Source organism: Williamsia serinedens, from assembly GCF_024171725.1.
GTDB lineage: Bacteria > Actinomycetota > Actinomycetes > Mycobacteriales > Mycobacteriaceae > Williamsia_A > Williamsia_A serinedens.
Window position 1 is genome coordinate 689,350 of sequence record NZ_JAMTCG010000003.1, and the last position, 26,212, is coordinate 715,561.

Genomic DNA, 26,212 nt, shown 5'->3' on the forward strand with positions numbered 1-26,212 from the left:
TCGACGGTAACAGACGGTTGTTATCGTCGGAACGTGACGACTTCACCGCCCGAGGAGGACCGCGACGACGTGCGTTCCCGCATCGTCGAGGCGGCGTCTCACCTCCTCACCGACCACGGCGCGTCGGCGGTCACCACCCGGGGCGTCGCCCAGGCGGCGGGCGTCCAGCCACCGACGATCTACCGGCTCTTCGGCGACAAGGACGGACTGCTCGACGCCGTGGCCGAACACGTCATGGCCGACTTCGTCGCCCGCAAGGCCGCCGAGGTCGCCGCCTCGTCCGATCGCGTCGACCCCGTCGAGGACCTCCGCGACGGGTGGTTCCGTCAGGTCGAGTTCGGGCTCACCCACCCCGCGCTGTTCCACCTGTTCGGAGACCCCGACCGCGTCGTCGGGTCGGCGGCAGCGCAGGACGGCCGTCGGGTGCTCGCGGAGCGGGTGCGTCGCGTCGCCGCCACCGGTCGACTCCGCGTCGAGGAGTCCCGCGCTGCGGACATGCTGTCGGCCGCCGGCAACGGCGCTGTCCGCGTCCTCCTGTCGATGCCGGCCGATGGCGTGCACTCTCCACTCGCCGACGACATGTGGCGCGCCGTCGCGACCGCGATCCTCACCGAGGCACCGGATGACCCGACGGACGCCGTGACCGCGACGGTGACCGCGTTCCGTGCCGTCGCTCCCCACGTCTCCGGGCTGAGCGGGTCGGAGCGTCAGCTGCTCCTGGACTGGCTGGACCGCATCCGCACGACCGGGTGAGGCGTCAGCGCCAGGCGAACACCGGCTGCTCGAGGTCGGCGACCCGGGTCGGGCGCCCCGCGATCACCTCGGCGAACTGATGGATGATCGCGGCTGTCGGCGCATGGATCAGCGCGCCCAGCATGGGCAGCTGGATCACCGGTCGCGGGGACTCCGGGATCGTGATGAACCGTGGCGCGACGGCGATCTCGTCGAGGGTGGCGAAGTACAGGTGCGCCACCTCGGCGGGGTTCGGCGCCACCTGCCGGTCGGGGCCGGCCCAGCACACGATTGGCGACATCACGAAACCCGATCGGGTGGCGTAGTCGTCGAGGCGGCCCAGCACGGCGTCCCGTCCGACGTGCACGCCGACCTCTTCCTCGAGTTCGCGCAGTGCCGCGTCGATCTCGTCCTCGCCGGGGTCGATGGACCCGCCCGGGAGCGCGTACTGCCCCGGGTGTGACCGCATGTCGTCGGGACGTTTGAGAACCCAGATCCCGCACCGCTCGTCGACACTGGTCACGGTGACCGCGACGGCCGCTCGGCGTGCACCGGGGAGGTCGATCCTGCGCACCTCGAACGCGTCGAGGCGCGCGGCGATCTCGTCGGGGGTCACCCGATCACTGTGCACCCTCGTCGTCGGCGGCGGCCACGGCACCCGGCCGGGACACGGTCGGCGACACCGCGCCGACCAGCTTGCGCGAGACCTGCGCGACCGGGGTGTTGGTCTCCTGCGACAGCGTCGCGAGCATCGAGAACGCGCGGTCGGCGTCGACACCGAACCGCTCCATGATCATCCCCTTGGCCTGCCCGATCACGTCGCGCGAGGCCAGTGCCTGCACGAACTGCTCCTCGCGGCGCGCGGCGGAGGCGGCGATCGCCGCGTGGACGCCGAGCATCTGGGCGACCTCGATGCTGTCGGCGTCGAAGGCGTGGGGATGCTCGGAGTGCATCACGATGATGCCGATGTCGCGGTCGGCCGCCGTCATGGCGACGCACAGCGACGATCGGATCGGCGTGTCGCGCCGGACGACGTCCATCAGCTGCGGCCACCGGCGCTCGTCGTCGACGTCCTCGACGGTCACGACAGCCCCGGAGAGGATGGCCTCGATCCCCGGGCCGGCGCCGTCCTCCCACTGCGTGTTGGCGAACAGGCGGGACGGGCCACCGGTGGCCACCGTCTTCTCCCGCAGGACCCGTCCCGACCGGTGATGCCGGACGAGGGAGATCGAGACGTGGTCGACCGGGGGCAGCAGACGACACGCGGTCGACGCGACCATCTCCAGGACGTCGTCGACAGGGACGGCCCGCCCGTTCACACCATGCGCGGAGAGGGACATGCGAGCGATCTCGTCGTGGACGTCGACGCCACCAGCAATCCTCTGTGCACTGACAGTCATCTCATCACCACCGCTGTCGGATCTGACCCATTGTCGCAGCTTCGGCGCGACGGGTCCATCGAATCAACGAACACGAAACACGCACGCATGAAACACATCTCCGACCAGCGGTCGCACACCATAAGCCATCCCACGGCACGCGTGCGGAGCTGCAACCGTCAAGACACGACCGCGATGCGGCCGTCGTCGGAGCGACGCACAAGACCTTCCGACTCGAACGCGGTCAGCCACCCCTCCATCGGCCACCGACCCCAACGTCTGTGGAACACCGCGGAATTGGACACTATGTCCCCCAGGTGTTCACGCGGCGGCCGCGACACGGGGTGGTGCTGGTGGTAGGCGTCGGCCCCACCCACCCACGACATCCCCACGCCCAGTCTCGCAGCCGTGGCCGCGAAATCGGTGTCCTCACAGCCGTATCCGGCGTACTCGGTGCAGAAGCCGCCCACACGGTCGAACACCGCGGGACGCACCGCGAAGGACAGGGACCAGAACAGATCGGGATCGTCGACGCTCCACAGATGTCCCGCCGGCGGCGCCGGACGCGCGGGATGGGGCGCGGTGTGGACGGACCAGTCGTCGGGCCAGCCGTCCCCGGGGACACCCGGCGGCAGGTAGGTCACCGGCCCGCAGTGGATCTCGTCGGGACGCGCGACAGCCGCCGTCAGGTAACGGCGCAGGGTGTCCGGCGCGGGGATGCAGTCGACGTCGAGGAACACCATCAGCTCCCCGCCCGCGGTGCGCGCCGCGTCGGCGCCGAGATTGCGTGCTCGCGCCAGGGGCAGGCGCCCGTCGGGGTCGCGCGGACAGTCCACGACGACGGTGACGATGTCGGACCCGGCGACCACCTCCGCGATCGCGGGATCGTCCATCGCCACCACCACGTGGACGGGCTCGACGGTCGAGTCGGCGAGACCGCGTCGCTGCGCGCGCAGATGGTCGTGCCGCCCGGAGACCACCGTGATCACCGCGACGGTCGGTGTCACGCGGCGACCCCGGCGATGACGTCCGCGGCGCGTCCCGCGGCGCCGGCGGTCCGCAGGTCGGCCCAGCGCGACGAACCGACCGCGAGCGCATCGTCGACGGCGTCGGCGATGGTCCCCGGTGCCGGCCACTCGTCACGGACGGCGGCCACACGGTGGCCGGACAGGGCCGCAGCCGTGCGTGACTGCTCGGCGAAGGGCCTGCTCTGCGGGACGATCACGGCGGGTCGCGCGGCCGCCGCGACGTCGGCGACGGCGTTCTGCCCGGCGTGGGTCACCACCACCGCCGACGAGGTGAGCACCGGCCACACGTCCGCGGTCCAGGGGCCGCCCACCGCGCCGACGGCGCGGTAGTCGAACCTCGGGTCGGCGTCCTGCCATCGGGCCACGTCGCCGACGGTCACCGCACCACCACCGGCGCCGCCCAGCACGGCCACGGTCGGGCGGGCCCGTGGTCCCGGATCCGGCCGGACGCGGCCGTCGAACCGACTGATGCTGCCGACCCACGTGGTGGTCGCGGCCCGCGCGGACAGCCACGACGGGTCGTACACCGTGCGCGACCACGGCGCGATGATCGCGTCGGCGGCGTCGTAGGCCAGCGTGTGCGGGCGATCGTCACGATCGCCGGGCATCGCCATCACGACGACCGGCACGCCCATGAGCCGCACGAACAGGGCGACCTCCACGGACACGTCGACGACCATCACCGACGGGCGGGTCCGCGCCACCCAGTCCGCGATGGCCGCCATCCGCGCGGTGAGGCCGGGGGTGTCCCGGGGCGCCCAGTGCACGACGCCGCCCGCGCTGGGGTCGGCGGCGTCGGAGCCCGGGGCCACGTCCATGGGCAGCCGGAACCACACCGCGGCCGCATGGCCGGCCGGTCGGGGCCGGGAGGAGAGGACGGTGACGGGTTCGTCGAGCGCCCGGGCGATCGAGTCGGCGCGGTGCGCGTGGCCCATCCCCTGGTGGTGGACGTACCAACCGATCACGCGATCGACCTCGCGTCCTCACCGATCCGTCCGCGGGCGACCACCTCGCGATAGAGCTCGACGTAGGCGTCGACCATCTGCTCCGACGAGCAGTGCCGCTCGGCGCGGCGCCGCGCCGCGGTCCGCGACAGTCGCGCCGCACGCGGGATGGCGGCGGCGAGGCTGGCGACGTCGTCGGCCGGGGCGAGCACGCCGCAGTCCGCGTCGACGATCTCCGGCACCCCGCCCCGGCTGAACGCCGCCACCGGTGTGCCACACGCCAACGCCTCCGCGACGACGAGGCCGTAGGGCTCCGCCCACACCGGCGTCACCAGGGCCACCGACGACGACCCGACCAGCGCGGCGAGGTCGGCACGGCCGAGGTGCCCGACGTAGTCGACGCCGTCCCCGAGGCGGGGCGCCACCTCGTCGGCGAAGTACTGCGGGTCGTAGACGGGCCCGGCGACACGCAGGTCCACCCCGGCCAGCCTGGCGGCGTCGATCGCGAGGTGGGTCCCCTTCTCGGGGGTGATCCGTCCCGACCACACCGCCGCCGGGCCTCCGGGACCGACCGGCCAGTCCTCCAACGGGATCCCGTTGCGGATGACCGTGGCGTCGGGCACCACCGTCGCCCACTCGGCGGCGTTGAAGTGGCTGACCGCCGCATAGGTGTTCACGTCCCGCGGCGCCAGCGCCACAGCCGATTCCAGCCACGGCACCGGTGGCGTGTGCAGCGTGGTGATCATCGGCATCGGCAGCGTCGCCGACATCGCCGGGGGGAGATAGTGCAGTGAGTGGTTGTGGATCACGTCGAAGTCGTCCGCGAGATGACCGGCGAAGTCCAGCATCACGCCGAGATAGGCGTGATGCTCCTTCACCGCGGTCGGCGTCATCACGGGATCCACGAGCGACGCGGGGCTGAGATCCAGTGTGTGCACCGGCAGTGTCGTGATGTCCTTGTCGAGCGACGAGCCGGGCGCCGCGAACAGGCTCACCTGGTGACCGCGTTCCCGCAGGGCGCGCGACAGGTTGTAGACGTGCGCCTCGAGGCCACCCGCGAACGGTTGCTCGATCGGGAAGCTCGACGACGCGAGGACCGCCACCCGCAACGCATCGGGCCGGCTCATGCGCTCACCATCGCCCGGCGGTACACCTCGGCGTGTGCGGCCGCGACGGCCTCTCGCTCGCGTCGACGCTCGTCGGGGTCGGCCGCGCGTGCGGTCGCCGAGGCGGCGACGACCTCGTCGACCGCCGCGGCCAGCGACGCGACGTCGACACCGGACTCGTCGAATGCGTACGTGGCACAGCCGTGTTGCTCGTCGAAGTAGCCGCATCGCGGGGCGATCACCGGCGTGCCGACGTCGTGACAGGCCTCGAGCCAGCCGGAGTGGGTCCCGAACCGGTACGGGAGCACCGACGCGTCGATCTCCCGCAGGTACGCCCACAGTGCGTCGTCGTCGAACCGCGCATGGATCCGCAGGTCGAGACGGGGATCCTGCGCGAGCGACCGGAGTTCGTCGACGACGTGCGGCGCGAACCAGGTGCTGTCGGGGTCGACGACGGCGTCGTCGAGGTCGACGCGGACGCGGACGTCGCCGCGGTCACGGGCGATGTCCAGCAGTGCCCGCGCGACGGGGACCGGGTCGCTGTTCGCACGCAGGTGTTTCGCGTGCAGACCCAGCACGGCGGGCAGGGATCGTGTGGCGCGCTCGGCGAAGTCGTCGAGCGGGACCACGTGGGGATGCGGGACGACGGTCGCGGTCACGCCCCACCGCTCGGCGACCTCGCGCGCGGCACCCGAGGTGAGGGTGATGACCTCTGCGGCGGCGGGGACGAGCACCGCCAGCCGGGCCAGGTGCGCGGTCGGGTCGGCCTCGTGGGGGTTGTGGAGATCGTGCACGGTGAGCACCAGCGGCACGCGATGCGTCGCGAGCGCCGCGACGGTCTCGGCCAGGTCCGCGGGAGTCGACGACTCGAACCCGAAATGCACGTGCAGCACGTCGATCTCGATCGCGTGCTCGGCGATCCAGTCCGGCCGCAACATCACCGGCGGCCACCACTGCCCCGGCACGGTGACACCCGCGGGCGTCGGATCCGGCGGGCGGACGACACGGTCGTCGTCACCGACGGCGTCGACGGGTTGCAGGTGGTGCACGTAGACGTGCGCGGACGGGACTGATCCCACGGTGAGCATACGTCCTCTCGGCCACGACGAAGGGACGGGCCGCACTGCTGCACCCGATCGGGACATGCTGTGCCACAACGGTTCACAGCAGGAAGTTTCGAAAAGCGGTGCGTGACGGGGTGTACCGTGGGCACCGATGGAGATCGACGGTCGGACACGCCACTACGGCGGCTTCTACGGCGTAGGCGGCGCTGCGGTGGCCGCTGGCTCGACCGATCACCCGGTGGTGCTCGTGTGGGGCAACTGCCAGGCAGAAGCACTCCGGGTCGTACTGAACACTGTGAACACTACCCCCTGGGGGACCCTGCGTGTACCTCCGGTGCACGAGCTCACCGAGGACGACCTCCCCCACCTCGACAGACTCCTCCGCCGCACGCGTGCGGTTCTCTCGCAACCCGTCCGCCGCGGATACCGCGGCCTGCCCATCGGCCTCGACGACCTGCGCGAGCGGCTCCCGGCCGACGTGCCCGTCCTCCGTTGGCCCGTGGTGCGCTGGTCCGCACTGCATCCGTTCCAGGCGATCGTGCGGCACCCCGACGACCCGTCGATGGACCCCGACGGCGTCCCGTACCACGACCTGCGCACGGTGGCCGCCGCGCGTGACGGCCGGTCCGCCGACGACCCATGGGACGTCGACGTCCCCGACGAGGCGTTCCGCGAGGTGGCCCGCCGCAGCGGCGAGGAGCTCCGGCGACGGGAGGCCCGTGACACCGACATCGCGGTGTCCGACATCCTCGAGGCCGTCGGCGCCGAGGCGACCCACACCATCAACCACCCCCAGAACGGGGTGCTGCTCCGCCTCGGTCAGCGCATCCTCGACGAACTGGGATGGGCCGGCACCGTGCAGGAGCCCGGCCGGACCCTGCTCGGCGGCATCCGGGCGCCCGTCGAGCAGCGTGTCCTCGACGCCCTCGGGCTCACGGGGACAGCGCGGTCCGCGTGGTCGGTCCACCTGCGCACGGTGTCACCCGACGAGATCCACCGCATCCAGATGGACTGTTACGCAAGGCATCCGGGCTTCGTCGATGCCGCGGTCGCCCGCCACGGCGAGGTCATGGACCTGCTCGGTCTCGGCCCCTCGTGACCACCGTGACGCATCTCGTCGTCGGACCGGAGCGTCACGGTGTGGTCCGGTGGGCGTGCGACATCGCCGACGCACTCGGCGCGCCCGTCGTCCGGTCGGCCACACCCGACGAGGTCCCGACGTCCGTCGGCGACGGTCCGCTGCACATCCACGTCACCGACCGTCTGTTCGGGCCCGACGCGACCGCCGCCGCCGACCGCTTCGTCGACCTGGTCGAGACGCTCGGCGTGCCGGTGGGCGCGACACTGCACGACATCCCGCAGCCGTCGGACGGCGGCGCCTACGAACGCCGCGCCGCGGCGTACCGGCGGATCGGGGCGGTATGCCGCGGGGTCGTCGTCAGCAGTGACCACGAGCGGTCGCTGCTGCGCGAGTCCGGGTGGACCGCGCCGGAGCCCGAGGTCATCCCGCTCGCACTGACCGCACCGGAGCGTGGCCCGCGCCCGTCGTCCGCGACGACGCGAGACGTCGGCGTCTTCGGCTTCGTCTACCCCGGGAAGGGGCATGCCGAGGTGCTCGAGGCGGTGGCCCACCTCGACGACGGTGTCGGCGTGGTCGCGATCGGGTCCCCGTCGCCCGGACACGACGACCTCGTCGACGACCTGCGTCGTCGCGCCGACGAGCTGGGCCGGCCGTTCCGCATCACTGGGTTCGTCGACGACGCCGACCTCGACGCGACACTGCACGCCGTCGCGGTTCCGGTCGCCCACCACCGTCACATCTCCGCCTCCGGGTCGATCCCGACGTGGATCGCGGCGGGACGCCGTCCACTCGCGCCGCGAGGTCGCTACATCGACGAGTTCGCCGAGCGCTCGCCCGGCGTGCTGACGACGTACGACGACGACCACCTCGTCGACGCGCTGCGGTCGGCGCTCGACGATCCCGGCCGGACATGGCTGGGTGACGTCGACGTCCGACCGTCCTGGCGAGACGTGATCGCGATGCATCACGCGGTGTTCGCCCGGTGGGCGGCATGACCGGACGGCTCCCCGACGGGCGATGGCTGCTACCCGACGGCCGCTGCGTCCTGCCGGGCAACCGGTGGGATCTGGCCCCGCGTGACGTCGACCCCCCGACGGTGTCGGTTGTCGTCCCGTTCTACGAGCAGCAGCCTCAGCTCGAGCTCGTCCTCGCGGCGCTCTCGGTACAGACCCATCCGGCGACGCGGTTGCAGGTCGTCGTCGCCGACGACGGGTCGTCGGTGCCGCCCGATGTGGGTGCACTGGAGGGGACTGTCGTCGTCCGCCAGGAGGATCGCGGGTTCCGCGCGGCCGCCGCGCGCAACCTGGGTGCACGAGCAGCTGACGGGTCGGTGCTGTGTTTCCTCGACGCCGACACCGTGCCCGAGCCGACGTATGTCGACCGGGCCGTGCGCCTGTCGGCGGGTGCCGCCGATGTCGTCGCCGTTGGTCGACGACGGCACGCGGATCTGGCCGGTTGGTCACCGAGTCGGCTGCTGGAGTGGTTCGACGGCGGCGCCGCGCCGACGGAGCTGACCGAGCCGCGTTGGCTGCGTGACGCCTACCGCGAGTCCGACGACCTGCTTCACGCCGATCATCGGTCCTATCGCCACGTGATCAGCGCCGTCCTCACATGCGAGCGCGATTTCTTCTGGGCCGTCGGCGGTTTCGACGAGGGGTTCGTCGGCTACGGCGGCGAGGACTGGGAGTTCGCGGCGCGCGCGTGGGAGCGGGGCGGGGTGCTCGCGCACGTGGCCGAGGCCGTCGCGTGGCACGACGGGCCCGATTGGGCCGAGCGGTCGACGTCAGACCGCGTCGGCAAGAACGCGGAGGCGTTGGCCCTGGCGTCGCGGATCACCGATCCGGCCGCCCGGCGGCACGGCATCCGGTTCGCCCTCCCGGACGTCCGCGTCGTCGTCGACACCGACGGGCATTCAGCGGCAACTCTTCTCGTCACCGTCGGCGCAGTCCTGCGTGACCTGGACGCGACCATTCATCTCGTCGGTGAGAACGCGGGTGCCCTGCGCGCGAGCTGGGGCGATGCCGACCCGCGGATCGTTCTCGGCACCCCGGGAACAGGGGCGCGGTCACGCATCGTGGTGCACATCCGTCGACCGATCACCGCGGAGCCCGGCGCGCTCGGCGACCGCGTCGCCGAGCTCGACGACCACCGGGCCGGGCGCCTCGACGTCGTGGCCGGTGACGACGTGATCGTCGAGATCCGTTCCGTCCGTGCCGATGCCCGCGCGCAGCGGCACGCTGCGGCACTCGCGTGTGACGCCGCGACGCTGGCCGAGGAATTGTTCCCCGTCCTGCGCCGCGACGTCGCGACGACGGCGCTCGAACTCCTCGACGAGGAGCCGCGCCTCGACTGGTGAGCCCTAGGGCTTCAGGACGATCTTGACCGCGCCGTCCTGCTTCTTCTGGAAGATGTCGTAGGCGTGCGGCGCCTCGTCGAGAGGCAGTTCGTGCGTGGCGAAGTCGTCGACGCCGAGCGGGTCGTCGTCGGTGAGCAGCGGCATGATGTCGGGCACCCACTTCTTCACGTTGGCCTGCCCCATGCGCAGTTGGATCTGCTTGTCGAACAGCGTGAGCATCGGCAGCGGGTCGGCCATGCCGCCGTAGACACCGGTCAGCGAGATCGTGCCGCCGCGGCGGACGATGTCGATCGCGGAGTAGAGCGCCGCGAGGCGGTCGACGCCGGCGTGTTCCATCATCGGACCCGAGATGGCGTCGGGGAGCAACCCGGCCACCTGCTGGATGGCCTTGGTCGCCACCGACCCGTGCGCCTCCATCCCGACACAGTCGAGGACGGAGTCGGTGCCGCGACCGCCTGTGCGCGAACGGATCTCGTCGCCGAGATCATCGACCTCGTCCATGTTGACGACGTCGATGCCGCGCGCCTGCACCCGGGCGAGACGTTCGGGGACACGGTCGACACCGATGACGCGGTACCCCAGGTGGGTGGCGATGCGGGCGGCCATGTCACCGATCGGGCCCAGGCCCAGCACCGTCAGCGACCCGCCGTCGGGCACGCCGGCGTAGGCCACGCCCTGCCAGGCCGTCGGCAACACGTCCGAGAGGTAGACGAAGCGCGAGTCCGGCGGGCCGTCGGGGACGGTGATGTGGGTGAACTGTGCCTGCGGGACGCGCAGGTACTGCGCCTGGCCGCCTGGGACGGCGCCGTAGAGCGACGAGTATCCGAACAACGCCGCACCCATCCCCTGGTCGCGGACCTGGGTGGTCTCACACTGCGTGTAGAGGGTGTCCGAGCACATGTGGCACGACCCGCAGGAGATCTGGAACGGGATCACCACGCGGTCCCCGACCTTGAGGTCACCGGTCTCCGACCCCACCTCCTCGACGACACCCATCGGCTCGTGACCGAGGATGTCGCCGGCGGTCATGAACGGACCGAGCACCTCGTACAGGTGCAGATCGGACCCGCAGATGTTCGTCGACGTGACGCGGATGATCGCGTCACTCGGCTTCTCCAGCTTCGGGTCGGGTACCTCGTCGACGCTGACGTTCCGCTTTCCCTGCCATGTGACTGCACGCATGGGATGCGCATGCCCCAGGCTGCGCCATCTCAAACGCGCGTCGGGCTCCCGTCTCGGTAACATCCGACGCGCGGCGACCGACATGTCGCTGTCGGCCACGTGTCCAGCAGGGGGTGACGGCCCGATGACTGGGCGGATCGACCCTTCCGCGGAGCAGGCGGATCGTGTGCTCGACGCCGTCCCCGCCGCTGTCGGCCTGTGGGACCGGCAGATGCGCAACGTCGTCGCCAACGCGGCGCTCCGCCACCTGCTGGGTGTCGACGACGCACACGGACGCACGATCGCAGACCTCGTCGGGACCGACGTGTTCGACCGCGAGCGACCGCATCTCGAGGCCGCCCTGGCCGGTGAGCGGCAGGACTACACGCGGACCGTGGTCGACCCGGACGGTCGCACCAGACACGTCCACATCACGCTGACCCCCGACGTCGTCGACGGCGCGGTCACCGGCGTCGTCGGTCACGTGATCGACGTCCCGTCCGAGGCTGCCCTCGACTCGCAGCGCGACGAGGCACTGGGGCTGCTCGTCAAGACCCTCGAGTTCTCACCGGTCGCGACGGCCGTCATGACGACGACGGACCGCTGGATCGACGTGAATCGCGCGATGTGCGCGCTGCTGGGCTACACCACGGCAGAGATGCTGGAGATGTCGTTCGCGTCCGTCGCCCACCCCGACGACCTCGAGGTCTCGTTGGCCGAACGCGAGGCGCTCCTGAGCGGGACCACCTCGCACGTCGAGTCCGAGGCGCGGCTGATCCGACGCGACGGGTCGTCGGTGTGGGTGCACCGTCACGCGACGATCGTGCGGGCGGCCACCGCCGCGGGTGAGGACATCGTGATCGCGCAGGTGCACGACATCACCGAGCGCCGATCGCTCGAGAGAGCACTGACGCGTCAGGCCCTCACCGACCCACTCACCGGACTGGGCAACCGCCGTCGCTTCATGGGTCTGGTATCCGAACTCGCCGAGCAGGACGAGCGACAGGTGGGTCTGATCTACCTCGATCTCGACGACTTCAAGCGCGTCAACGACACCCACGGCCACTCCGTCGGCGACGAACTGCTCGTTGCCGTCGCCGATCGCATCGGCTCCGTGATCGGTGTGCACGACACGGTGTGTCGCATCGGCGGCGACGAGTTCGTCGTGCTGGTGCGCTCGGCGCGCACCGCCGACGACCTCGACGGCCAACGCATCCGCCTGAAGACGGTGCTCAGCGAGCCGTACACGCTGACGTCCACCGCGACGCCGGTGCGGGTCTCGGTGTCGGCGGGGTCGAGCTGGTCCGGGGACGACCCCGCGGCGCTTCTCCGCGTCGCCGACGAGCAGATGTACCGCGACAAGTCCGCCCGCCCGCGCTGATTTGTCCGAGATCCGCGCCCACACGGGCTTCCGTGGTCATGGCGACCACGGCGACACCTCACAGCGCGGAACTCGGTTCAGGTCCAGTAGAGGAACTGTGCGTCCGGCAGGACGCGGTCCAGTTCGTCGAGGAACCAGGACCTCATCTCGGCCATGGCCTCCTTCGGGTACACGTACTTCACGCCGCCGAACTTGGTCCGCTTCGCCGACCGCACAGACTCGTCCATCTCGAGCTTGGTCGCCGGGTACCAGCTCAGCAGGATCTCCTTGCTGGACTCGGTGAACCGATGGGTGATGATCTCGACCGTCAGGTCGAGGTCGGGCACGTCGCGCAGAGCCTCGGCGACGTCGGCGAGGAGCCGACCGTACTGCTCGCGCCAGTCGGGGACGGGCATCACCGGGGCGATCGTGAGGCCGACGCGATACCCCGCGAGTGCCAGCCGGCGAAGGGCGGTGATCCGCGCCGGCATCCGCGCCGTCCCGCCCTCGAAACGGTGCGCGACCTCGTCGGCGTTGACCGACATCCGCACTCGGGTGCGCCGCCCGTGGTCGATGGTGAGGAGCTCGTCGACGTCGTCGAACTTGGTGGTGAAGCGCAGGGACACCCCGTCCCCGTAGTCGCCCGCGCCGACGCGACGGACCGCCTCGGCCACCGAGCCGGTGACGTGTTCGATGCCCAACGGGTCGGTGTAGCAGGACAACTCGAAGGTGGTGCCCTCGTGTCCGCGCTCGAGCGTCCCCGACGTGACGGCACCGCGCCCCGCGTGGGTGGGGATGCCGTCGAGCACCTCGTCGAGATTGGCGTAGACGCGGGTCACGGGCGGTCCCGACAGCGATCCCGCGAGGTAGCAGTACTGGCAGTGCGCCGGACAGCCGCGGGCGAGGTCGATGCGCCAGTCCGCGCTGGGCGGGATGGGCTGCGGCTTCCGCGCGCTCGGCGGGGCGACCACGACAGCGAGGGTCTTCTTGGCCAAGGCGTACGTCTGGCGTTCGTTCTCGCCGCGCAGGCCGGTCAGACGGTCACCGGTGAGCATCTCGATGTCCTCGACGCCGGCGGCCTCGCACCGCCGCAGGATCTCCGCGCTGTGGGGGTGATCGGCGGCCGAGCGGGTGACCAGGACACGCGACGGCGTCCAGATGCGGGTGGGGGTGCTGAGCGGATCGGTCACCTCTGATGAACGCTCACGACAAAGACGACCATCCCGGCATCCGTGCCCTAGGCTCCATCCGGTGATGACAACGGTCACGTCGACAGACCGGACCCGTCCTGACAGGACCACCCCGCGTCGGCCACGGGTCGTCGACGTCCTCGGTCTCGTGAGCCTCGTCGTGTCGCTGGTGGTGGGGGTGACGGTCGACCCGTCGACGCTGTGGGGATTCCTCCCCATCGCTCTGTACGGGGTGCTCGCCGCGATGGGCATGCCGATCGTGCGGGCGACGATGATCGCTGTGCTCTCCGGGCTGCTCATCCTGCTGCCGGGACCGGCCATGGCGCTCGACATGGCATACGACGCGATCACCGACCAGGTCACCGTCATCGGTGTCGCGATCCTGTTCGGCGGTGCGCTGGCCGAGGTGCTGCGCGTGACCGGCGCCGCGACCACGATCGTCACGACGACGCTCCGCGGTGCCGGGACCACCAGCACCACCGCCGTCGCGGCCGGGATCATGACGACCTGCTGCGTCCTCGTCACCGCACTGGGGACGCTGGCCGGCGCACTCGCGGTCGCCGTGCCCGTGCTCCTGCCCGTCGCGGCCCGTGCGGGACTGACCCGGTCGGCGACGGCATCGGCCGTCTTCATCGGCGGCTGTGCGGGTTTCGGCATCGCGCCGTTCGCCGGCGGCACCATCGCGGTCATGCAGGCCGCCGACGTCGGTTACGTCGAATACCTCTGGCGCGGTGGCATCTGGCTGCCGGTGCTGTCCTTCGCGATCGGCATGCTGGTCGTCCCCTGGATCCAGCGCCGGACGGTGGACAACGACGACCACTACCCCGCCGAGCAGCTCGGCGCGGTGCCGCATGCGGTCGACGACGACACCCGACGACGAGCATCGCGCGCGGCGATCGCCTTCACCGTCACCCTGATCGTCGTGCTCAGCGTGGCGACCGTCCTCACCATCGGCGTGGTGCTGCCGCTGGTGGCGCTCCCCCTTCTCGCCGTGGTCACGGCGGTCGCGGGCGGCATGCGGCCGGCGGCGTTCCTCGGTGCCGTACGACGCGGCGCGTCGTCGTTGGCGTGGCTGTTCGCCCTATTTCTGTTGCTGGCCGTGCTGTTCACCGCGATCGCCCGCATCGATCCGTTCTCGGTTGTGCTCGGGTCCTTCGGCGACGACATCGGACACATGACGCCGTTCCTGTTAGCGATGACGATCGCGGTGATCGGCTGGATCGGCATCCCGGGAGCCACCGGAGCCCAGGTGGTGTTGGTGGACAAGGTCTTCGGTCCGCTCGCCGACGTCGCGGGTATCGGCGCGGCGGTGTGGGTGGTGGTCCTGCTGTTCTCGTCGAAGGCCGACACCTATGGGCCTCTACCGAATCCGACGATGGTCGGGGTGATGGGCCTGTGCCGCTCGACGAACCTGCGGGCGATCTTCCTCACCGCGTGGACCGTCCTCGTCCCGATCGTCGCGGTCTACACGCTGCTGATCCTCATCGGGACACGGTGAGCGGGAGGGTGTTCCGAGCCCCGATGATCGGTGGCGTGCAGCGAGCCCTCGACCTCGGGATCTGCGGGATGGCCGCCGACGACGAACGCGCGATCAGACGTGTCGAGCGCTTCGCCGAGGTCCCCGACGGCGCGTTCGTCTGGACCCGCGACGCCGACGGCGAGTACTTCCTGGGCCGGCTCACGGGGCCGCTGCGGCACGATGAGAGGGACGAGGCAAAGGCCGCAGGACTGACCGAGATCCGTTCCTGCACCTGGACCGAGCAGCCCGTCCCGGAACACGAGGTGCCCGCAGCCACCCTCGCGACCTTCGCCCGCGGCGGCCGCAACTTCCAACAGACCCATCACCCCGACGTGTGGGAGCAGTCGCTGGACGTGTGGCGGCGCCGCGGGCGGTGACTCAGTCCCGCAAGGGGAGCGTCGACGACCAGACGGTCTTGACCGGCGGGGCCGCGACGATCTCGCGCAGTCGGCTGGCGCCCTCCGGTGTGGTGCGCCACTGCGCGTAGGCCGCGTGGTCCTCGGTGCGGGCCCACTGCTCGACGATCATCACGTGGTTCGGGTCGTCGTCGTCGACGCGCACCTCGATGCCCTCGTTGCCCGGCCAGTTCCGGGTCGCGACCAAGGTCTCGTCGATGATGCTCGGCGCGGTGTCGCGCTGCGCGGGGTCGATCTGCAGTTCCAGGAGCACGAGGCATGTCATGCACCCATCGTGCCAAGTGGTCCCTACAGTGGACGCAGTGCGCCGACCGACCCCCGTGGAGAGGGAGACGATGACCTCGCACATCGATCGCTACCTGCGCGAGTTCGGCCGGTTCCAGGACGTCACCGAACGGATGGAGCGGGCGGTGTCGGCCCGCCTGACCGAGAGCTACATCGCCGTCCACGCGGTGCAGTCCCGCACCAAGGAACCCGACTCGGCCGCAGGCAAGTTCGCGCGGCTCGACGACGACGGGGAGCCGGTCTTCACCGATCCGCTCCGCGAGGTGACCGACCTCGTCGGCGTTCGCGTGATCACCTACCTCACGTCGGACATCGAGCGCGTCGAGCAGGCGCTGACGTCGGCGTTCGAGGTCCGCCACCGCGTCGACAGGACCTCCGTCACCCAGAGCGCCGGCACCTTCGGCTACGCGGGCACGCACCTGATCCTGCGCGCCGACGACGAACTGCACTTCGAGGTGCAGATCCGCACTGTGCTGCAACACGCGTGGGCCGAGATCGAGCACGGCATCCGATACAAGGGATCCCGGACGACGCCGTCGGCGCCGATCGACCGCGCCTTCACGCTCGCCGCAGGCCTCATCGAGCTTGCCGACGCCCAGTTCGCCGAGGTCGACACCCTCCACAAGAAAGAGGTGGAGGAGGCGCGTGCCACCGAGGAGATCGAGATCGGGACGCTGCAGGAGGTGCTGACCAAGGCTCTTCCCGACATCAAGCCGGCCCGCGCCGACGCCTACGAGTGGCTGGTCACCCTGCTGGACGCGAACGGGATCGAGGTGCGCGAAGATCTCGACGACTTCCTCGCCGAGGCCGACGTCGACGCGGTCGTGGCGGCCATGGACTACCGGTTCGAACCCACGCACGTCCGGCTCGTCGACGACCTGCTGCTCGCCCGGTTCGGCGAGGACCACATCGCCCGCACCGCCGACGTGACGTCGGACAGGGACCGGGAACCGAAGCTGCGGTACCGCCTGGGGAGGCTGAGCGGGAGAGACGAGACCGACTGAGACGTCGGCCCGGAGCAGGAGGAGTGGCCAGAGTCGGGATCGAACCGACGACCTTCCGCTTTTCAGGCGGACGCTCGTACCAACTGAGCTACCTGGCCGGATGGTGCCGGTGGCACCGATCTCCGGTGTCCACCGGACATCATGAGCGACCCTGACGGGACTCGAACCCGCGACCTCCGCCGTGACAGGGCGGCGCGCTAACCAACTGCGCCACAGGGCCTTGCTGTACTGCTGTGTTCTTCTCCCGCACCCTTCGGCTCGTGGCCTCGGACGCGGGGTCAGAGTACCCCCTACGGGATTCGAACCCGCGCTACCGCCTTGAAAGGGCGGCGTCCTAGGCCGCTAAACGAAGGGGGCCGGTTCTCCGTTGGGAGCCAGGAAAGCTTATGACACGCGCTCGACGATCCCCAAATCACCTGATCGTGGCGATCCCGGCACGACACCGCCCCCGCGACCGGACGGGTCGCGGGGGCGGTGTCAGCCCAGGTCAGGCGTGGACGGCGACCGCACCCTCCGGTGTGGCCGGCAGCTTCCCGGGCCGCACCACGACGGCCGCCAGCACGCCGCCGATCGCGAAGATGATCGCGGCCCACGCGAAGGACGTCGTGTAGCTGTGCACCGCCGCCGTCTGGGCGAGCTGCATCGCCGCGGTCTGGCTCGTCGCCGGGTGATCGGCGAGGTAGCCGGTCAACGCGCTCGACGCGATGGTGCTCAGCAGCGCGGTACCGACCGAGCCGCCCACCTGCTGCATGGTGTTGACCGTCGCCGACGCGACGCCCGCGTCGTCGGCGGAGACACCGGAGATCGCTCCCTGCATGGCCGGCGCCATCGCCGCACCGATGCCGAGCCCGGTGACGATCAGCCCGGGGAGGATGTTCGCCACGTAGGTGCTGTCGGTCGACAGCTGCGTCAGCAGGGTGATGCCGGCCGCGGCGGTCAGCATGCCGCCTGCCATCAGCCATCGCGGCCCGAACCGCGGCAGGATCACCGACGTCGACGTGGTCGCGGTCAGCACCAGGGCACCGATCATCGGCAGGAACGCCAGACCCGTCTTGATCGGCGTGAAGCCCAGGTTCTGCTGCAGGTAGTAGGTGAGGAACAGGAAGATCCCGAACATCCCGATGCCTGCGATGAACACGATGAGGTACGACCCACCGCGGGTGCGGTCGAGCACGATCCGCAACGGGAGCAGGGCGTGCTCGGTACGCGACTGCAGGCGGACGAACACGCCCAGGAGCACCGCGCCGGCGACCAACCAGGTGATGGTGGCCCAGTCGGCCCAGCCGTTGGTCTCGGCGTTGGAGAAGCCGTACACGATCGAGAACAGCGCGGCCGACACGGTGACGACACCAGGCAGGTCCAGCCGCGGACGGTGCTCGCTGCGCTGCCGACCGATGAAGGCCAGGGCGCCGGCGAGAGCGATCGCGGCGATCACCAGGTTGACGTACAGGCACCAGCGCCAGTCGACCCACTCGGTGAGCACGCCGCCCAGCAGCAGACCCAGCGCACCGCCGCCGCCGGCGATCGCACCGAAGATTCCGAACGCGCGACCCCGCTCCTCCGGGTCGGTGAACGTGGTGGTCAACAACGACAGCGCGGCCGGCGCGAGCAGCGCGCCGAAGACGCCCTGACCGGCGCGGGCCATGACCAGCATCTCGAAGTTGACCGCGGCGCCGCCGATCGCCGACATCACGGCGAAGCCGACGAGCCCGATGGTGAACGTCGTACGACGTCCCCACAGGTCCGAGAGCCGCCCGCCGAGCAGCAGAAGGCTGCCGAAGGCCAGCGCATAGGCCGTCACGACCCACTGTCGGTCGGCGTCGTCGAAACCGAGCGACTGCTGCGCGTGCGGCAGGGCGATGTTCACGATGGTCGCGTCGAGCACGACCATCAGCTGCGCGAGGGCCAGCACGCCGAGCACCAGCCACCGCAGTCGGTGATGCCGCTCCTGTCCGGTCTCCGGCGCACCCGATGGCGCCTGGGCCACAGAACTCGTTGTCATGTCGTTCCTACGATTCTCTGGAAGTCCTATGCGGAGACGTTTCCTCCGCTTGGTGAGAACGGTAACACCAACCGGAGATCTTGTCTCCACTTGTTAGACTGTGAGCATGACCACGGTGGACGCAGGCACGGCGACGACGCCGTCCGCAGACCCCTCCCCCAGGCCGCTGCGCGCCGATGCCGAGCGCAACCGGCTGCGCATCCTCGACTCGGCCCGAGAGCTGTTCGCGCAGAGGGGACCTGACGTCACGCTCGACGACATCGCGGCGCACGCCGGCGTGGGCGTCGGGACGGTCTACCGGCGGTTCGCGAACCGCGACGAGCTGCTCGAGGCAATCGTCACCGAGCACTTCGGACTCGTGCAGGAGCGCGTCCAACAGGCGCTCGAGGCGGACGACGCCTGGCAGGGCATCGTCGATCTGGTCACGTTCGTGAGCGAGTCGATGGCCACCGATCGCGGCCTCGCCGCAGTGCTGATGCGCGTCGACCCGTGCGCGGCGTCCGTCGAGCGGGCCAAGGAATCGCTGACGTCGTCGGTCGACGCCGTCTTCGAGCGCGGGCGGCGGACCGGGGTGCTCCGCGAAGACATCGCGGAGAGCGACTTCTTCGCGTTCTTCTGCATGGTGCGCTCCATCGCCGACCTCACCGAGTCGTCGGCCCCGGGCACCTGGCGGCGCTACCTGTCGCTGCTGTTGGACGCGATCCGCGCCGACGGCACACGGACACCGCTGACGATCCCCGCGCTCACCAAGGAGCAGATCCAGGCGGCGAAACACGGCAACCGCGGGGACTGTTCGGGCCGCTGAGGTCTGTAGACTCCTGCGACCAGTGGGTCTTTCGGGACTCCTGCCCCTATAGCTCAGTTGGTAGAGCTACGGACTTTTAATCCGCAGGTCGTAGGTTCGAGCCCTACTGGGGGCACTGCATCGCTCCGCGATGGGGCACGGTTCAGCCGCGATCGTGGTCGACCCGCGCAGCGAAGACGTCGTCCATGTTGTCCTGCGCCCACGTCTTCACCGCGCTGATCACGTCGTTCAACGACAGTCCGAGCGGCGTCAGTTCGTAGGAGACCGTGACGGGCACCGTCGGGACGACGGTCCGCGACACCAGCCCGTCCCGCTCCAGGGCGCGCAACGTCTGCGTCAGCATCTTGGGGCTGATCCCCGCCAACAGCCGCGACAGCTCCGAGTAGCGCATCGCCGTCGGGCCGTCACCGCCGCAGGGGCCGGTCCCCGCGAGACCGGCGATGATGAGCGCAACCCACTTGTTCGAGATCCGTTCCAGCAGATCACGACTCGGGCATCCGGCGAGGAATGCGTCGTACTCGGCCTTCGCCGCGGACCGCTTCTGCGCGGCCGTCGTCGTCGCCATGACCGTCTCCTCCCGAGAGCCGTCGGTGAGTAACGCACCTTCAGGTACCTACTTCCCACCGGGATGTTACCCGCCGAGGATCGAGACGACGCGAGTCAGAACGTACGAGAGGAGAGCCGTGACCACCCGACAGACATCACTGCCCGGCGACACCTGGCAGCTGGGAGACCTGACGATCACCCGATTCGGGTACGGAGCCATGCAGCTGACGGGACCGGGCGTCGTCGGCCCGCCCGCCGACCACGACGCAGCGCTCGCGGTGCTGCGAGCAGCGGTCGACGCCGGCATCACCCACATCGACACGGCCGACGTCTACGGCCCGAGAGTCGTGAACGACCTCATCCGCGAGGCCCTGCACCCCTACCCGGATTGGGTGCACATCGCCACCAAGGTCGGTGCGACGCGGGACGCCGACGGCAACTGGCCGACGGCTCGCGAACCCGACGACATCCGCCGCGCCGTGCACGACAACCTCGACGCACTCGGGGTGGATGCACTCGACGTCGTGAACCTGCGGATGGGCGACGCGACCGGCCCGCAGGACGAATCGTTGGCCCGGCCGTTCGAGACCCTGCTCGGCCTGCAGCAGGAGGGCCTGATCCGGCACCTCGGCGTCAGCAACGTGACGGTCGGGCAGGTCGCGGAGGCGCGGCGTCTGGGTCCGATCGTGTGCGTGCAGAACATGTACAACCTGGCGTCCCGGCACGATGACGACCTGATCGACGAACTGGCCGACGCGGGGATCGCGTACGTGCCGTTCTTCCCGCTCGGTGGTTTCACCCCGGTTCAGGCCGAGGAACTCTCCGCCGTCGCCTCCGCACGCGGCACCACCCCCGTCGCGGTCTCGCTCGCCTGGCTCCTGCAGCGGTCGCCGAACATCTTGGTGATCCCGGGAACGTCGTCGGTCGACCACCTCCGCGAGAACATCGACGGTGCCGGCCTCGTCCTCGACGACGCCGATCTCGCCGCGCTCGACCGGATCGGCCGGATCGGCCGACCGGGCCGCTGACATGCGGTACGGCGCTCGCGCGACCGTTCCTGCTTCCGGCGACCGTCGCACCGGTCGCGGGAGGTGGGAACGGTCGCGCTGAGGACGGGAACGGTCGCGGCGGGCGGAGTCGGTCGCGGGAACGCGAGACCGCCCGGCGTCGCGTGGGGTGCGACACCGGGCGGTGGGTAGACGGGTGTGGTCAGCGGCCGCCGAGGAACGACCCGAGCTGGGTCAGGGCGTTCGTTCCCGCGGTGCCGAGCTGGGTCTGACCGTTCGTGCCGGCCGTGCCGAGCTGCGTCTGACCGTTCGTGCCGGCCGTGCCGAGCTGCGTCTGACCGTTCGTGCCGGCCGTGCCGAGCTGCGTCTGGGCGTTCGTGCCCGCGGTGCCCAGCTGGGTCTGACCGTTCGTACCGGCCGTACCGAGCTGCGTCTGAGCGTTGGTGCCCGCGGTGCCCAGCTGCTGCGAGCCGTTGGTGAGGGCGGTACCGAGCTGCTGCGAGCCGTTCGTCAGCACGGTGCCGAGCGAGTCGGCCGACGCCGGGGAAGCGACCAGGACGGCAGCGAAAGCGCCTGCGGCAAGCGCAGATCCGGTGAGAGCGGTGATGCGTGCGACGCGTGTGGTGGAGGTCATGATCGAAAGCAAACACCGCCCCGTGAGCGCCCACCAGACATTCAGGCCCCCTACGCAACAGGTGTAGGGAAGTGCCCCGACTCCCCTAACGGCCCCCGATCCCCATCCCCCTGACCCCTACGCGGGGTTCACGATCTTGTATTCCTGCTTGGGGCGTCCGGTGGTCCCGTAGCGCAGGGCCATCTCCAACCGACCGTCGGCGACGAGACCGGCGAGGTGGCGACGCGCCGTCGGGGCGGAGATGCCGACGGCCTCGGCGATCTGGTCGGCCACCATCGGTCCGTCGTGCCCGGCGACCGCCGCCAGGATCGCCTTCTCCGTCTGCGACACCTCCGGTGCCCGGGACGCCTGCGGGCGCTCCCCGCGCACGGCACCCATGGCCGAGTCCACCTGCGACTGCGTCACCGTCGGCACCTCGACGATCCGTCGGTACTGCGCGTACCCGGCCAGCCGGCGCGCGAGGTCGGTGTTCTCGAACGGCTTGATGAGGTACGCCATCGCGCCCGCGGTGACGGCGTGTCGCAGGGCGGTCGCGCTGTCCTCGGCGGTGACGACGAACGCGTCGCAGCGCAGTTCGCGGATGAGTTCGACGCCGGACCCGTCGGGCAGGTGGACGTCGACGAGGGCGAGGTCTACCTCGCCGACCGTCGCGACGGCCTCGCGGGCCTGCGCGATCGTCCCGGTGCGGGCGACCGTCTCGAAGCCGATCACCGCATCGACGATCGAGGCGTGCAGGGCGGCGACACGGAAGTCGTCGTCGACGACGAGGACCCGGATCGGCGCACGCGCCATCAGCCACCACCTCGCAACACCCCGGGGATCCGCGCGACCATGATCGCACCGCCCAGCGGGTTCTCCGGACCGACGACGCCCCCCGGGTCACCGATGACGACGTCGCCGCCGTGCCCGCGGGCCGACTGCCGCGAGAGCGCGAGGCCCATCCCCCGCCCACCCGGCACGGTGGGGTCCGTGTGCGAGGTGACGCCCTCGGTGAACACCGACTGCGGGTCGTCGGCCATCGCGGCGTCGGTGCCGAGTCGGAGGCCACCGATGCCGTCGCCGCTGTCGGCGACGGTGATCAGCACGGTGTCACCCTCGGCGACGATCTCGACCTCCACCACCCGCGGGTCCCGCGACCCCTCCCGTGCGGCGTCGATCGCGTTGTCGACGAGGTTGCCGAGGATGGTGACGACGTCGACCGGGCTGACGAGCTCGCCGTCGACCCACGTCTGCGGGCCCAGCGTGAGCGTCACCCCGTGCTCGCGGGCTGCCGCCGCTTTCGCGTCGAGGAAGGCGTGCAGATGGGGTTCGGCGACGTTGTCGAGCCCGGGGACGTCGATCGCGAAACGCCCTGTGCCCGCGACCTCGTCGAGGTACTCCAGCGCCGCGTCGGCCCGCCCCTGCCGGATCAGCCCGGACACGACGTGGATCCGGTTGGCCGACTCGTGCCGCTGCGCGCGCAGGGCGTCGGTCATCGCCTTGATCGACGCGACCTCGCGGGTGAGGCCCTCGACGTCGGTGCGGTCGACGACGGACACCACCAGGCCGAGATCCCTGCCGTCCCTGCGGACCCGGCGCGACGACACCAGGACGATGCGATCGCCGACGGCGGCGGCGCGCGCCGTCTCGACCGGTTCGCGAGCGACCTCCAGCACCCGCGGCGTCAGCCCGATGTCCTCGACGCGGTCACCCACGGAGCCGGTGATCGCGAGCAGATCCCGGGCGCGGTCGTTGGCGACACGGACCACGCCGTTCGCGTCGACGGCCAGCACCCCGTCGCCCACCGAGTGCAGGACGGCCTCCTGCTCGCGGACGAGTTCGGAGAGCTGGTCGGGTTCGAGGCCCAACGTGAGGCGTCGCCACCGCCGCGACAGGGCGACCGAGCCGACGACGCCCACGAGCAATGCGCCCCCGGCGATGCCGGCGGTGGTGAGGAGGTCGTCGCGGAGGTCGCGGCCGAGCCGCCGCGTGGAGATGCCGACGCTGACCAACCCGACCACGCGTCCGTCGTCCGCGTAGATCGGGGTCTTCGCCCGGACCGACTCCCCCAGCGTCCCCCGGTCGGTGGAGAGGTCTTCCTGGCCGGACAACGCCCGTCGGGGATCCGTCGACAGCGGCGCCCCGATCTGGTCGGGTTCGGGATGCGCCAGTCGGATCCCGCGGTCGTTGGCGACGACGACGAACAACGCGCCGGTCCGTGCCGCGATCGCCTGCGACTGCCGTTGCAGCGCCGAGGCTTCCAGCGCCGCGCGCGTCGGCGTCAGCGGGGACGAGGCGTCGGCGGAGTACCGCGTCGTCTCCTCGCGGACCTGCGGGTCCACGGCCACCGACCGCGCGATGGCGAGCGCTCGCTGCGCGTACTCGTCACGCAGCCGCTCCCCCGATCCGGCGATGAGCACACCGAAACCGACACCGAGACTGAGGAGGATCACCACGATCTGCAGGACCAGGACCTGGGTGCGCAGCCTCATGCGCGACGACGCCCGACGCGAGATCCCTGCACGCGACAACAGTAGGCATCCGCCGGATCGCGATGGCGCGATCCGGCGGATGCCGTGGGGTGGAGCAGGGGTCACGCGGTCAGAACGGGATCGACCCGACCAGCACGCCGACTCCGAGCATGGCCACGGAGACCAGGCACGCCCGCCACAGCACCTTCTTGTGGTGATCGGCGAGGGAGACGCCGGCCAGCGCGACCAGCAGCAGGATGGCCGGCACCAGCGGGCTCTGCATGTGGACCGGCTGCCCGGTGATGGAGGCGCGGGCCACCTCGGCCGGGTCGATTCCATACTTCTGGGCGGTCTCCGACAGGACGGGGAGCATGCCGAAGTAGAAGGCGTCGTTGGTCATGAAGAACGTGAACGGGATGGAGAGCAGGCCGATCACGATCGCGAGGTGCGGGCCCAGGAACGTCGGCAGGATGCCGGTCAGCCAGTCGGCGATGGCCTCGACCATGCCGGTGCCGGAGAACACGCCGGTGAGCACGGCGGCGGCCAGGACCATCGACACGACGGCCACGATCGACGATGAGTGCCGCGTGATGGCGGCCGACTGGTCCTTCACCTTCGGGAAGTTCACGACCAGCGCGATACCGGCGGCGATCATGAACAGGACCGGGATGGAGATGACATCCATGCCGAGGACGGCGAGCAGTCCGATGGTCAGTGCGGCGTTGAACCACAACAGCTTCGGGCGCAGGGTCTCGCGGGTCGGGTCGAGCGCGCCGTCGGTGAAGGTGGGACGCGGCTTGTCGTCGGACGACGGCTCGTCGGCGTCGGGGCCGTCGAGGGCGATGTCGGCCGAGCCCGAAGGACGCTGCGGGGGGACTGTTCCCGTACCCAGGCCGTCGAGGACGGCGACACCCGAACCGGTTCCGCCACCCGAGCGGGCCAGCACCGACTCGCGGATCTCGATCTTGCCGATGCGACGACGCTCCAGAACCCCGAGGTGGTAGGCGAACAGCAGCACGATGACGAGGCCGACGACGAGCGACGGGATCATCGGGACGAACACCTCGGACGGCGAGATCTTCAGCGCGGACGCTGCACGGGCCGTCGGCCCACCCCACGGCAGGATGTTCATCGTCGCGTTCGACAGGCCGGCGACGACGGTCAGGACCACCGGGCTCACACCGAGTTTCAGGTAGAGCGGCAGCAGCGCCGACGTCGTGATGATGAACGTGGTCGAGCCGTCACCGTCGAGCGAGACGATCATCGCCAGCACCGCGGTGCCGACGACGAGCTTCGCCGGGTCGTCGCGGACCAGCTTGACGACGCCGCGGACCACCGGGTCGAACAGGCCGACGTCGATCATGATCCCGAAGAAGACGATGGCGAAGAAGAGCATCGCCGCCGTCGGGGCCAGGTCCTTGATCCCGTCGGTGATCATGTCGCTGATCCCCAGGCCCGCGCCGGCGAAGAGGCCGAACGCCACCGGGACCAGCATGAGCGCGACCACGGGGGTCGCTCGCTTGGTGATGATGAGGAACATGAACGTGACCACCATCAGGAGGCCGAGTGCCACAAGCATGTCGATACCGTCGCTTCCGTGAACTGCCGGAGTGATCTCCGCTACTGGTGAAGCGTCGAGGTGTCGACGATCACAGTCACGCTTGAGCGCGTAACCGCGACTTCTGCGCGTTTCGCGCGTCGCGCGGGGGTTCTGCGCGCGGGTGCGCTCAGCGGGCCTGCCGCGCGATCGCGTCGGCACCGACCGGCGTGAACAGGTTGACGAGGTTCCCGTCGGGATCGCGCATCAGCAGAGACCGGTTGCCCCATGGCATCGTCGTCGGGGTCTGGACCACGTCGTCGACGGCGGCCGACAACCGCTCCCACTCCGCGTCGACGTCGTCGACGCGGAACTCGACGATCGCGCTGTGGTTCTCGGCCGGTCGCGCCGAGTCGGCACCGAACAGCGCGACCGTGGCGACGTCACCGATCGCGAGCGTGCCGCCGGGCGTGACGATCTCGGCGAACACCGGCGCCGGCCGGTCCGCGGTGGTCCGGGTGACGGTCTCGTAGAACGCGACGAGACGGTCGACGTCGGCGGTGATCAGGCGGACGGAGACGAGCTGCATGAGGAGACTCCTGGGTG

Annotated in this window: 26 protein-coding genes and 4 tRNA genes; 11 read left to right on the top strand and 19 right to left on the bottom strand. The window is 70.5% G+C overall.

The genetic code is table 11. The features are described 5' to 3' along the window. Positions 1–33 precede the first annotated feature (33 nt). Complete coding sequence (locus LX12_RS10650) at positions 34–753, top strand: TetR/AcrR family transcriptional regulator (RefSeq protein WP_253654496.1); 720 nt, start codon at positions 34–36, stop codon at positions 751–753. 4 nt (positions 754–757) lie between these two features. On the opposite strand, the gene LX12_RS10655 is transcribed toward LX12_RS10650, so the two are convergent. The 6 genes from LX12_RS10655 to LX12_RS10680 form a co-directional block, all read right to left on the bottom strand. Continuing rightward, positions 758–1,348, bottom strand: a complete 591-nt coding sequence (locus LX12_RS10655; protein ID WP_253654497.1) for an NUDIX hydrolase — start codon at positions 1,346–1,348, stop codon at positions 758–760. Between the two features lie 4 nt (positions 1,349–1,352). Next, a complete protein-coding gene (locus tag LX12_RS10660) occupies positions 1,353–2,132 on the bottom strand; it encodes a GAF and ANTAR domain-containing protein (protein WP_253654498.1) in 780 nt (259 codons plus the stop codon). Positions 2,133–2,290: 158 nt separating this feature from the next. Next, a complete protein-coding gene (locus tag LX12_RS10665; RefSeq protein ID WP_253654499.1) occupies positions 2,291–3,118 on the bottom strand; it encodes a glycosyltransferase family 2 protein in 828 nt (275 codons plus the stop codon). Next, on the bottom strand, positions 3,115–4,104 hold the full coding sequence (locus LX12_RS10670; protein WP_253654500.1) for a glycosyltransferase: 990 nt from the start codon (positions 4,102–4,104) through the stop codon (positions 3,115–3,117). The genes LX12_RS10665 and LX12_RS10670 overlap by 4 nt, the downstream gene beginning before the upstream one ends. Then, positions 4,101–5,210: a glycosyltransferase gene (locus tag LX12_RS10675; protein ID WP_253654501.1), complete on the bottom strand. Its 1,110-nt coding sequence runs from the start codon at positions 5,208–5,210 to the stop codon at positions 4,101–4,103. Before LX12_RS10675 ends, LX12_RS10670 begins: the two co-directional genes overlap by 4 nt. After that, positions 5,207–6,277 (bottom strand): glycosyltransferase family protein, encoded by a 1,071-nt coding sequence (locus LX12_RS10680; protein ID WP_253654502.1) that lies wholly within the window; start codon positions 6,275–6,277, stop codon positions 5,207–5,209. The genes LX12_RS10675 and LX12_RS10680 overlap by 4 nt, the downstream gene beginning before the upstream one ends. Positions 6,278–6,404: 127 nt before the next feature. Here LX12_RS10680 and LX12_RS10685 point away from each other — a divergent pair, with 127 nt between their 5' ends. From LX12_RS10685 to LX12_RS10695, 3 genes are read left to right on the top strand one after another with little or no spacing between them, the layout of a single operon-like run. Then, on the top strand, positions 6,405–7,352 hold the full coding sequence (locus tag LX12_RS10685) for a WcbI family polysaccharide biosynthesis putative acetyltransferase (protein WP_253654503.1): 948 nt from the start codon (positions 6,405–6,407) through the stop codon (positions 7,350–7,352). Then, positions 7,349–8,329, top strand: coding sequence for a glycosyltransferase family protein (locus LX12_RS10690; protein WP_253654504.1), 981 nt, complete (start codon positions 7,349–7,351; stop codon positions 8,327–8,329). The genes LX12_RS10685 and LX12_RS10690 overlap by 4 nt, the downstream gene beginning before the upstream one ends. Then, positions 8,326–9,690, top strand: a complete 1,365-nt coding sequence (locus LX12_RS10695; protein WP_253654505.1) for a glycosyltransferase family 2 protein — start codon at positions 8,326–8,328, stop codon at positions 9,688–9,690. Before LX12_RS10690 ends, LX12_RS10695 begins: the two co-directional genes overlap by 4 nt. Before the next feature lie 3 nt (positions 9,691–9,693). Here the strand turns inward: LX12_RS10695 and LX12_RS10700 are convergent, their stop codons facing one another. Continuing rightward, the gene (locus LX12_RS10700; RefSeq protein ID WP_253654506.1) at positions 9,694–10,872 is read right to left on the bottom strand and encodes a zinc-dependent alcohol dehydrogenase; all 1,179 of its coding nucleotides are present in this window, start codon (positions 10,870–10,872) and stop codon (positions 9,694–9,696) included. A 124-nt stretch (positions 10,873–10,996) separates the two neighbouring features. Here LX12_RS10700 and LX12_RS10705 point away from each other — a divergent pair, with 124 nt between their 5' ends. After that, positions 10,997–12,232: a diguanylate cyclase domain-containing protein gene (locus LX12_RS10705; protein ID WP_253654507.1), complete on the top strand. Its 1,236-nt coding sequence runs from the start codon at positions 10,997–10,999 to the stop codon at positions 12,230–12,232. Positions 12,233–12,309: 77 nt separating this feature from the next. On the opposite strand, the gene LX12_RS10710 is transcribed toward LX12_RS10705, so the two are convergent. Then, complete coding sequence (locus tag LX12_RS10710) at positions 12,310–13,401, bottom strand: spore photoproduct lyase family protein (RefSeq protein WP_253654508.1); 1,092 nt, start codon at positions 13,399–13,401, stop codon at positions 12,310–12,312. Positions 13,402–13,465: 64 nt separating this feature from the next. Here LX12_RS10710 and LX12_RS10715 point away from each other — a divergent pair, with 64 nt between their 5' ends. Both LX12_RS10715 and LX12_RS10720 read left to right on the top strand, forming a co-directional pair. Next, positions 13,466–14,899 (top strand): Na+/H+ antiporter NhaC family protein, encoded by a 1,434-nt coding sequence (locus LX12_RS10715; protein WP_253654610.1) that lies wholly within the window; start codon positions 13,466–13,468, stop codon positions 14,897–14,899. A gap of 23 nt (positions 14,900–14,922) precedes the next feature. Continuing rightward, positions 14,923–15,297, top strand: coding sequence for a GAF domain-containing protein (locus tag LX12_RS10720; protein WP_372504984.1), 375 nt, complete (start codon positions 14,923–14,925; stop codon positions 15,295–15,297). Between the two features lies 1 nt (position 15,298). Here LX12_RS10720 and LX12_RS10725 read toward each other — a convergent pair whose 3' ends face one another. Then, on the bottom strand, positions 15,299–15,601 hold the full coding sequence (locus LX12_RS10725) for a putative quinol monooxygenase (RefSeq protein ID WP_253654510.1): 303 nt from the start codon (positions 15,599–15,601) through the stop codon (positions 15,299–15,301). Positions 15,602–15,671: 70 nt separating this feature from the next. Between LX12_RS10725 and LX12_RS10730 the strand changes: the two genes are divergently transcribed. After that, positions 15,672–16,625 (top strand): GTP pyrophosphokinase, encoded by a 954-nt coding sequence (locus tag LX12_RS10730; protein ID WP_253654511.1) that lies wholly within the window; start codon positions 15,672–15,674, stop codon positions 16,623–16,625. 24 nt (positions 16,626–16,649) lie between these two features. On the opposite strand, the gene LX12_RS10735 is transcribed toward LX12_RS10730, so the two are convergent. From LX12_RS10735 to LX12_RS10750, 4 genes are all read right to left on the bottom strand, one after another. Beyond that, a tRNA-Phe gene (locus LX12_RS10735) sits at positions 16,650–16,723 on the bottom strand. Between the two features lie 48 nt (positions 16,724–16,771). Continuing rightward, positions 16,772–16,845: transfer RNA gene (locus tag LX12_RS10740), tRNA-Asp, on the bottom strand. Positions 16,846–16,909: 64 nt separating this feature from the next. Continuing rightward, a tRNA-Glu gene (locus LX12_RS10745) sits at positions 16,910–16,982 on the bottom strand. A gap of 130 nt (positions 16,983–17,112) precedes the next feature. Next, the gene (locus LX12_RS10750) at positions 17,113–18,627 is read right to left on the bottom strand and encodes an MFS transporter (RefSeq protein ID WP_253654512.1); all 1,515 of its coding nucleotides are present in this window, start codon (positions 18,625–18,627) and stop codon (positions 17,113–17,115) included. A gap of 106 nt (positions 18,628–18,733) precedes the next feature. Between LX12_RS10750 and LX12_RS10755 the strand changes: the two genes are divergently transcribed. Further along, positions 18,734–19,432: a TetR/AcrR family transcriptional regulator gene (locus tag LX12_RS10755; protein WP_253654513.1), complete on the top strand. Its 699-nt coding sequence runs from the start codon at positions 18,734–18,736 to the stop codon at positions 19,430–19,432. 42 nt (positions 19,433–19,474) lie between these two features. After that, a tRNA-Lys gene (locus tag LX12_RS10760) sits at positions 19,475–19,547 on the top strand. Positions 19,548–19,574: 27 nt separating this feature from the next. On the opposite strand, the gene LX12_RS10765 is transcribed toward LX12_RS10760, so the two are convergent. Next, positions 19,575–19,997 (bottom strand): winged helix-turn-helix transcriptional regulator, encoded by a 423-nt coding sequence (locus LX12_RS10765; protein WP_253654514.1) that lies wholly within the window; start codon positions 19,995–19,997, stop codon positions 19,575–19,577. 118 nt (positions 19,998–20,115) lie between these two features. Between LX12_RS10765 and LX12_RS10770 the strand changes: the two genes are divergently transcribed. Further along, positions 20,116–21,006, top strand: a complete 891-nt coding sequence (locus LX12_RS10770; RefSeq protein ID WP_253654515.1) for an oxidoreductase — start codon at positions 20,116–20,118, stop codon at positions 21,004–21,006. Positions 21,007–21,187: 181 nt separating this feature from the next. Here the strand turns inward: LX12_RS10770 and LX12_RS10775 are convergent, their stop codons facing one another. From LX12_RS10775 to LX12_RS10795, 5 genes are all read right to left on the bottom strand, one after another. Then, positions 21,188–21,619 (bottom strand): hypothetical protein, encoded by a 432-nt coding sequence (locus LX12_RS10775; RefSeq protein ID WP_253654516.1) that lies wholly within the window; start codon positions 21,617–21,619, stop codon positions 21,188–21,190. Positions 21,620–21,736: 117 nt separating this feature from the next. Continuing rightward, positions 21,737–22,411 (bottom strand): response regulator, encoded by a 675-nt coding sequence (locus LX12_RS10780; RefSeq protein WP_253654517.1) that lies wholly within the window; start codon positions 22,409–22,411, stop codon positions 21,737–21,739. After that, positions 22,411–24,090 (bottom strand): sensor histidine kinase, encoded by a 1,680-nt coding sequence (locus tag LX12_RS10785; protein WP_253654518.1) that lies wholly within the window; start codon positions 24,088–24,090, stop codon positions 22,411–22,413. The genes LX12_RS10780 and LX12_RS10785 overlap by 1 nt, the downstream gene beginning before the upstream one ends. Positions 24,091–24,199: 109 nt before the next feature. Next, on the bottom strand, positions 24,200–25,648 hold the full coding sequence (locus tag LX12_RS10790) for a CitMHS family transporter (protein WP_253654519.1): 1,449 nt from the start codon (positions 25,646–25,648) through the stop codon (positions 24,200–24,202). A 148-nt stretch (positions 25,649–25,796) separates the two neighbouring features. Then, on the bottom strand, positions 25,797–26,195 hold the full coding sequence (locus LX12_RS10795; RefSeq protein ID WP_253654520.1) for a VOC family protein: 399 nt from the start codon (positions 26,193–26,195) through the stop codon (positions 25,797–25,799). Positions 26,196–26,212 lie beyond the last annotated feature (17 nt).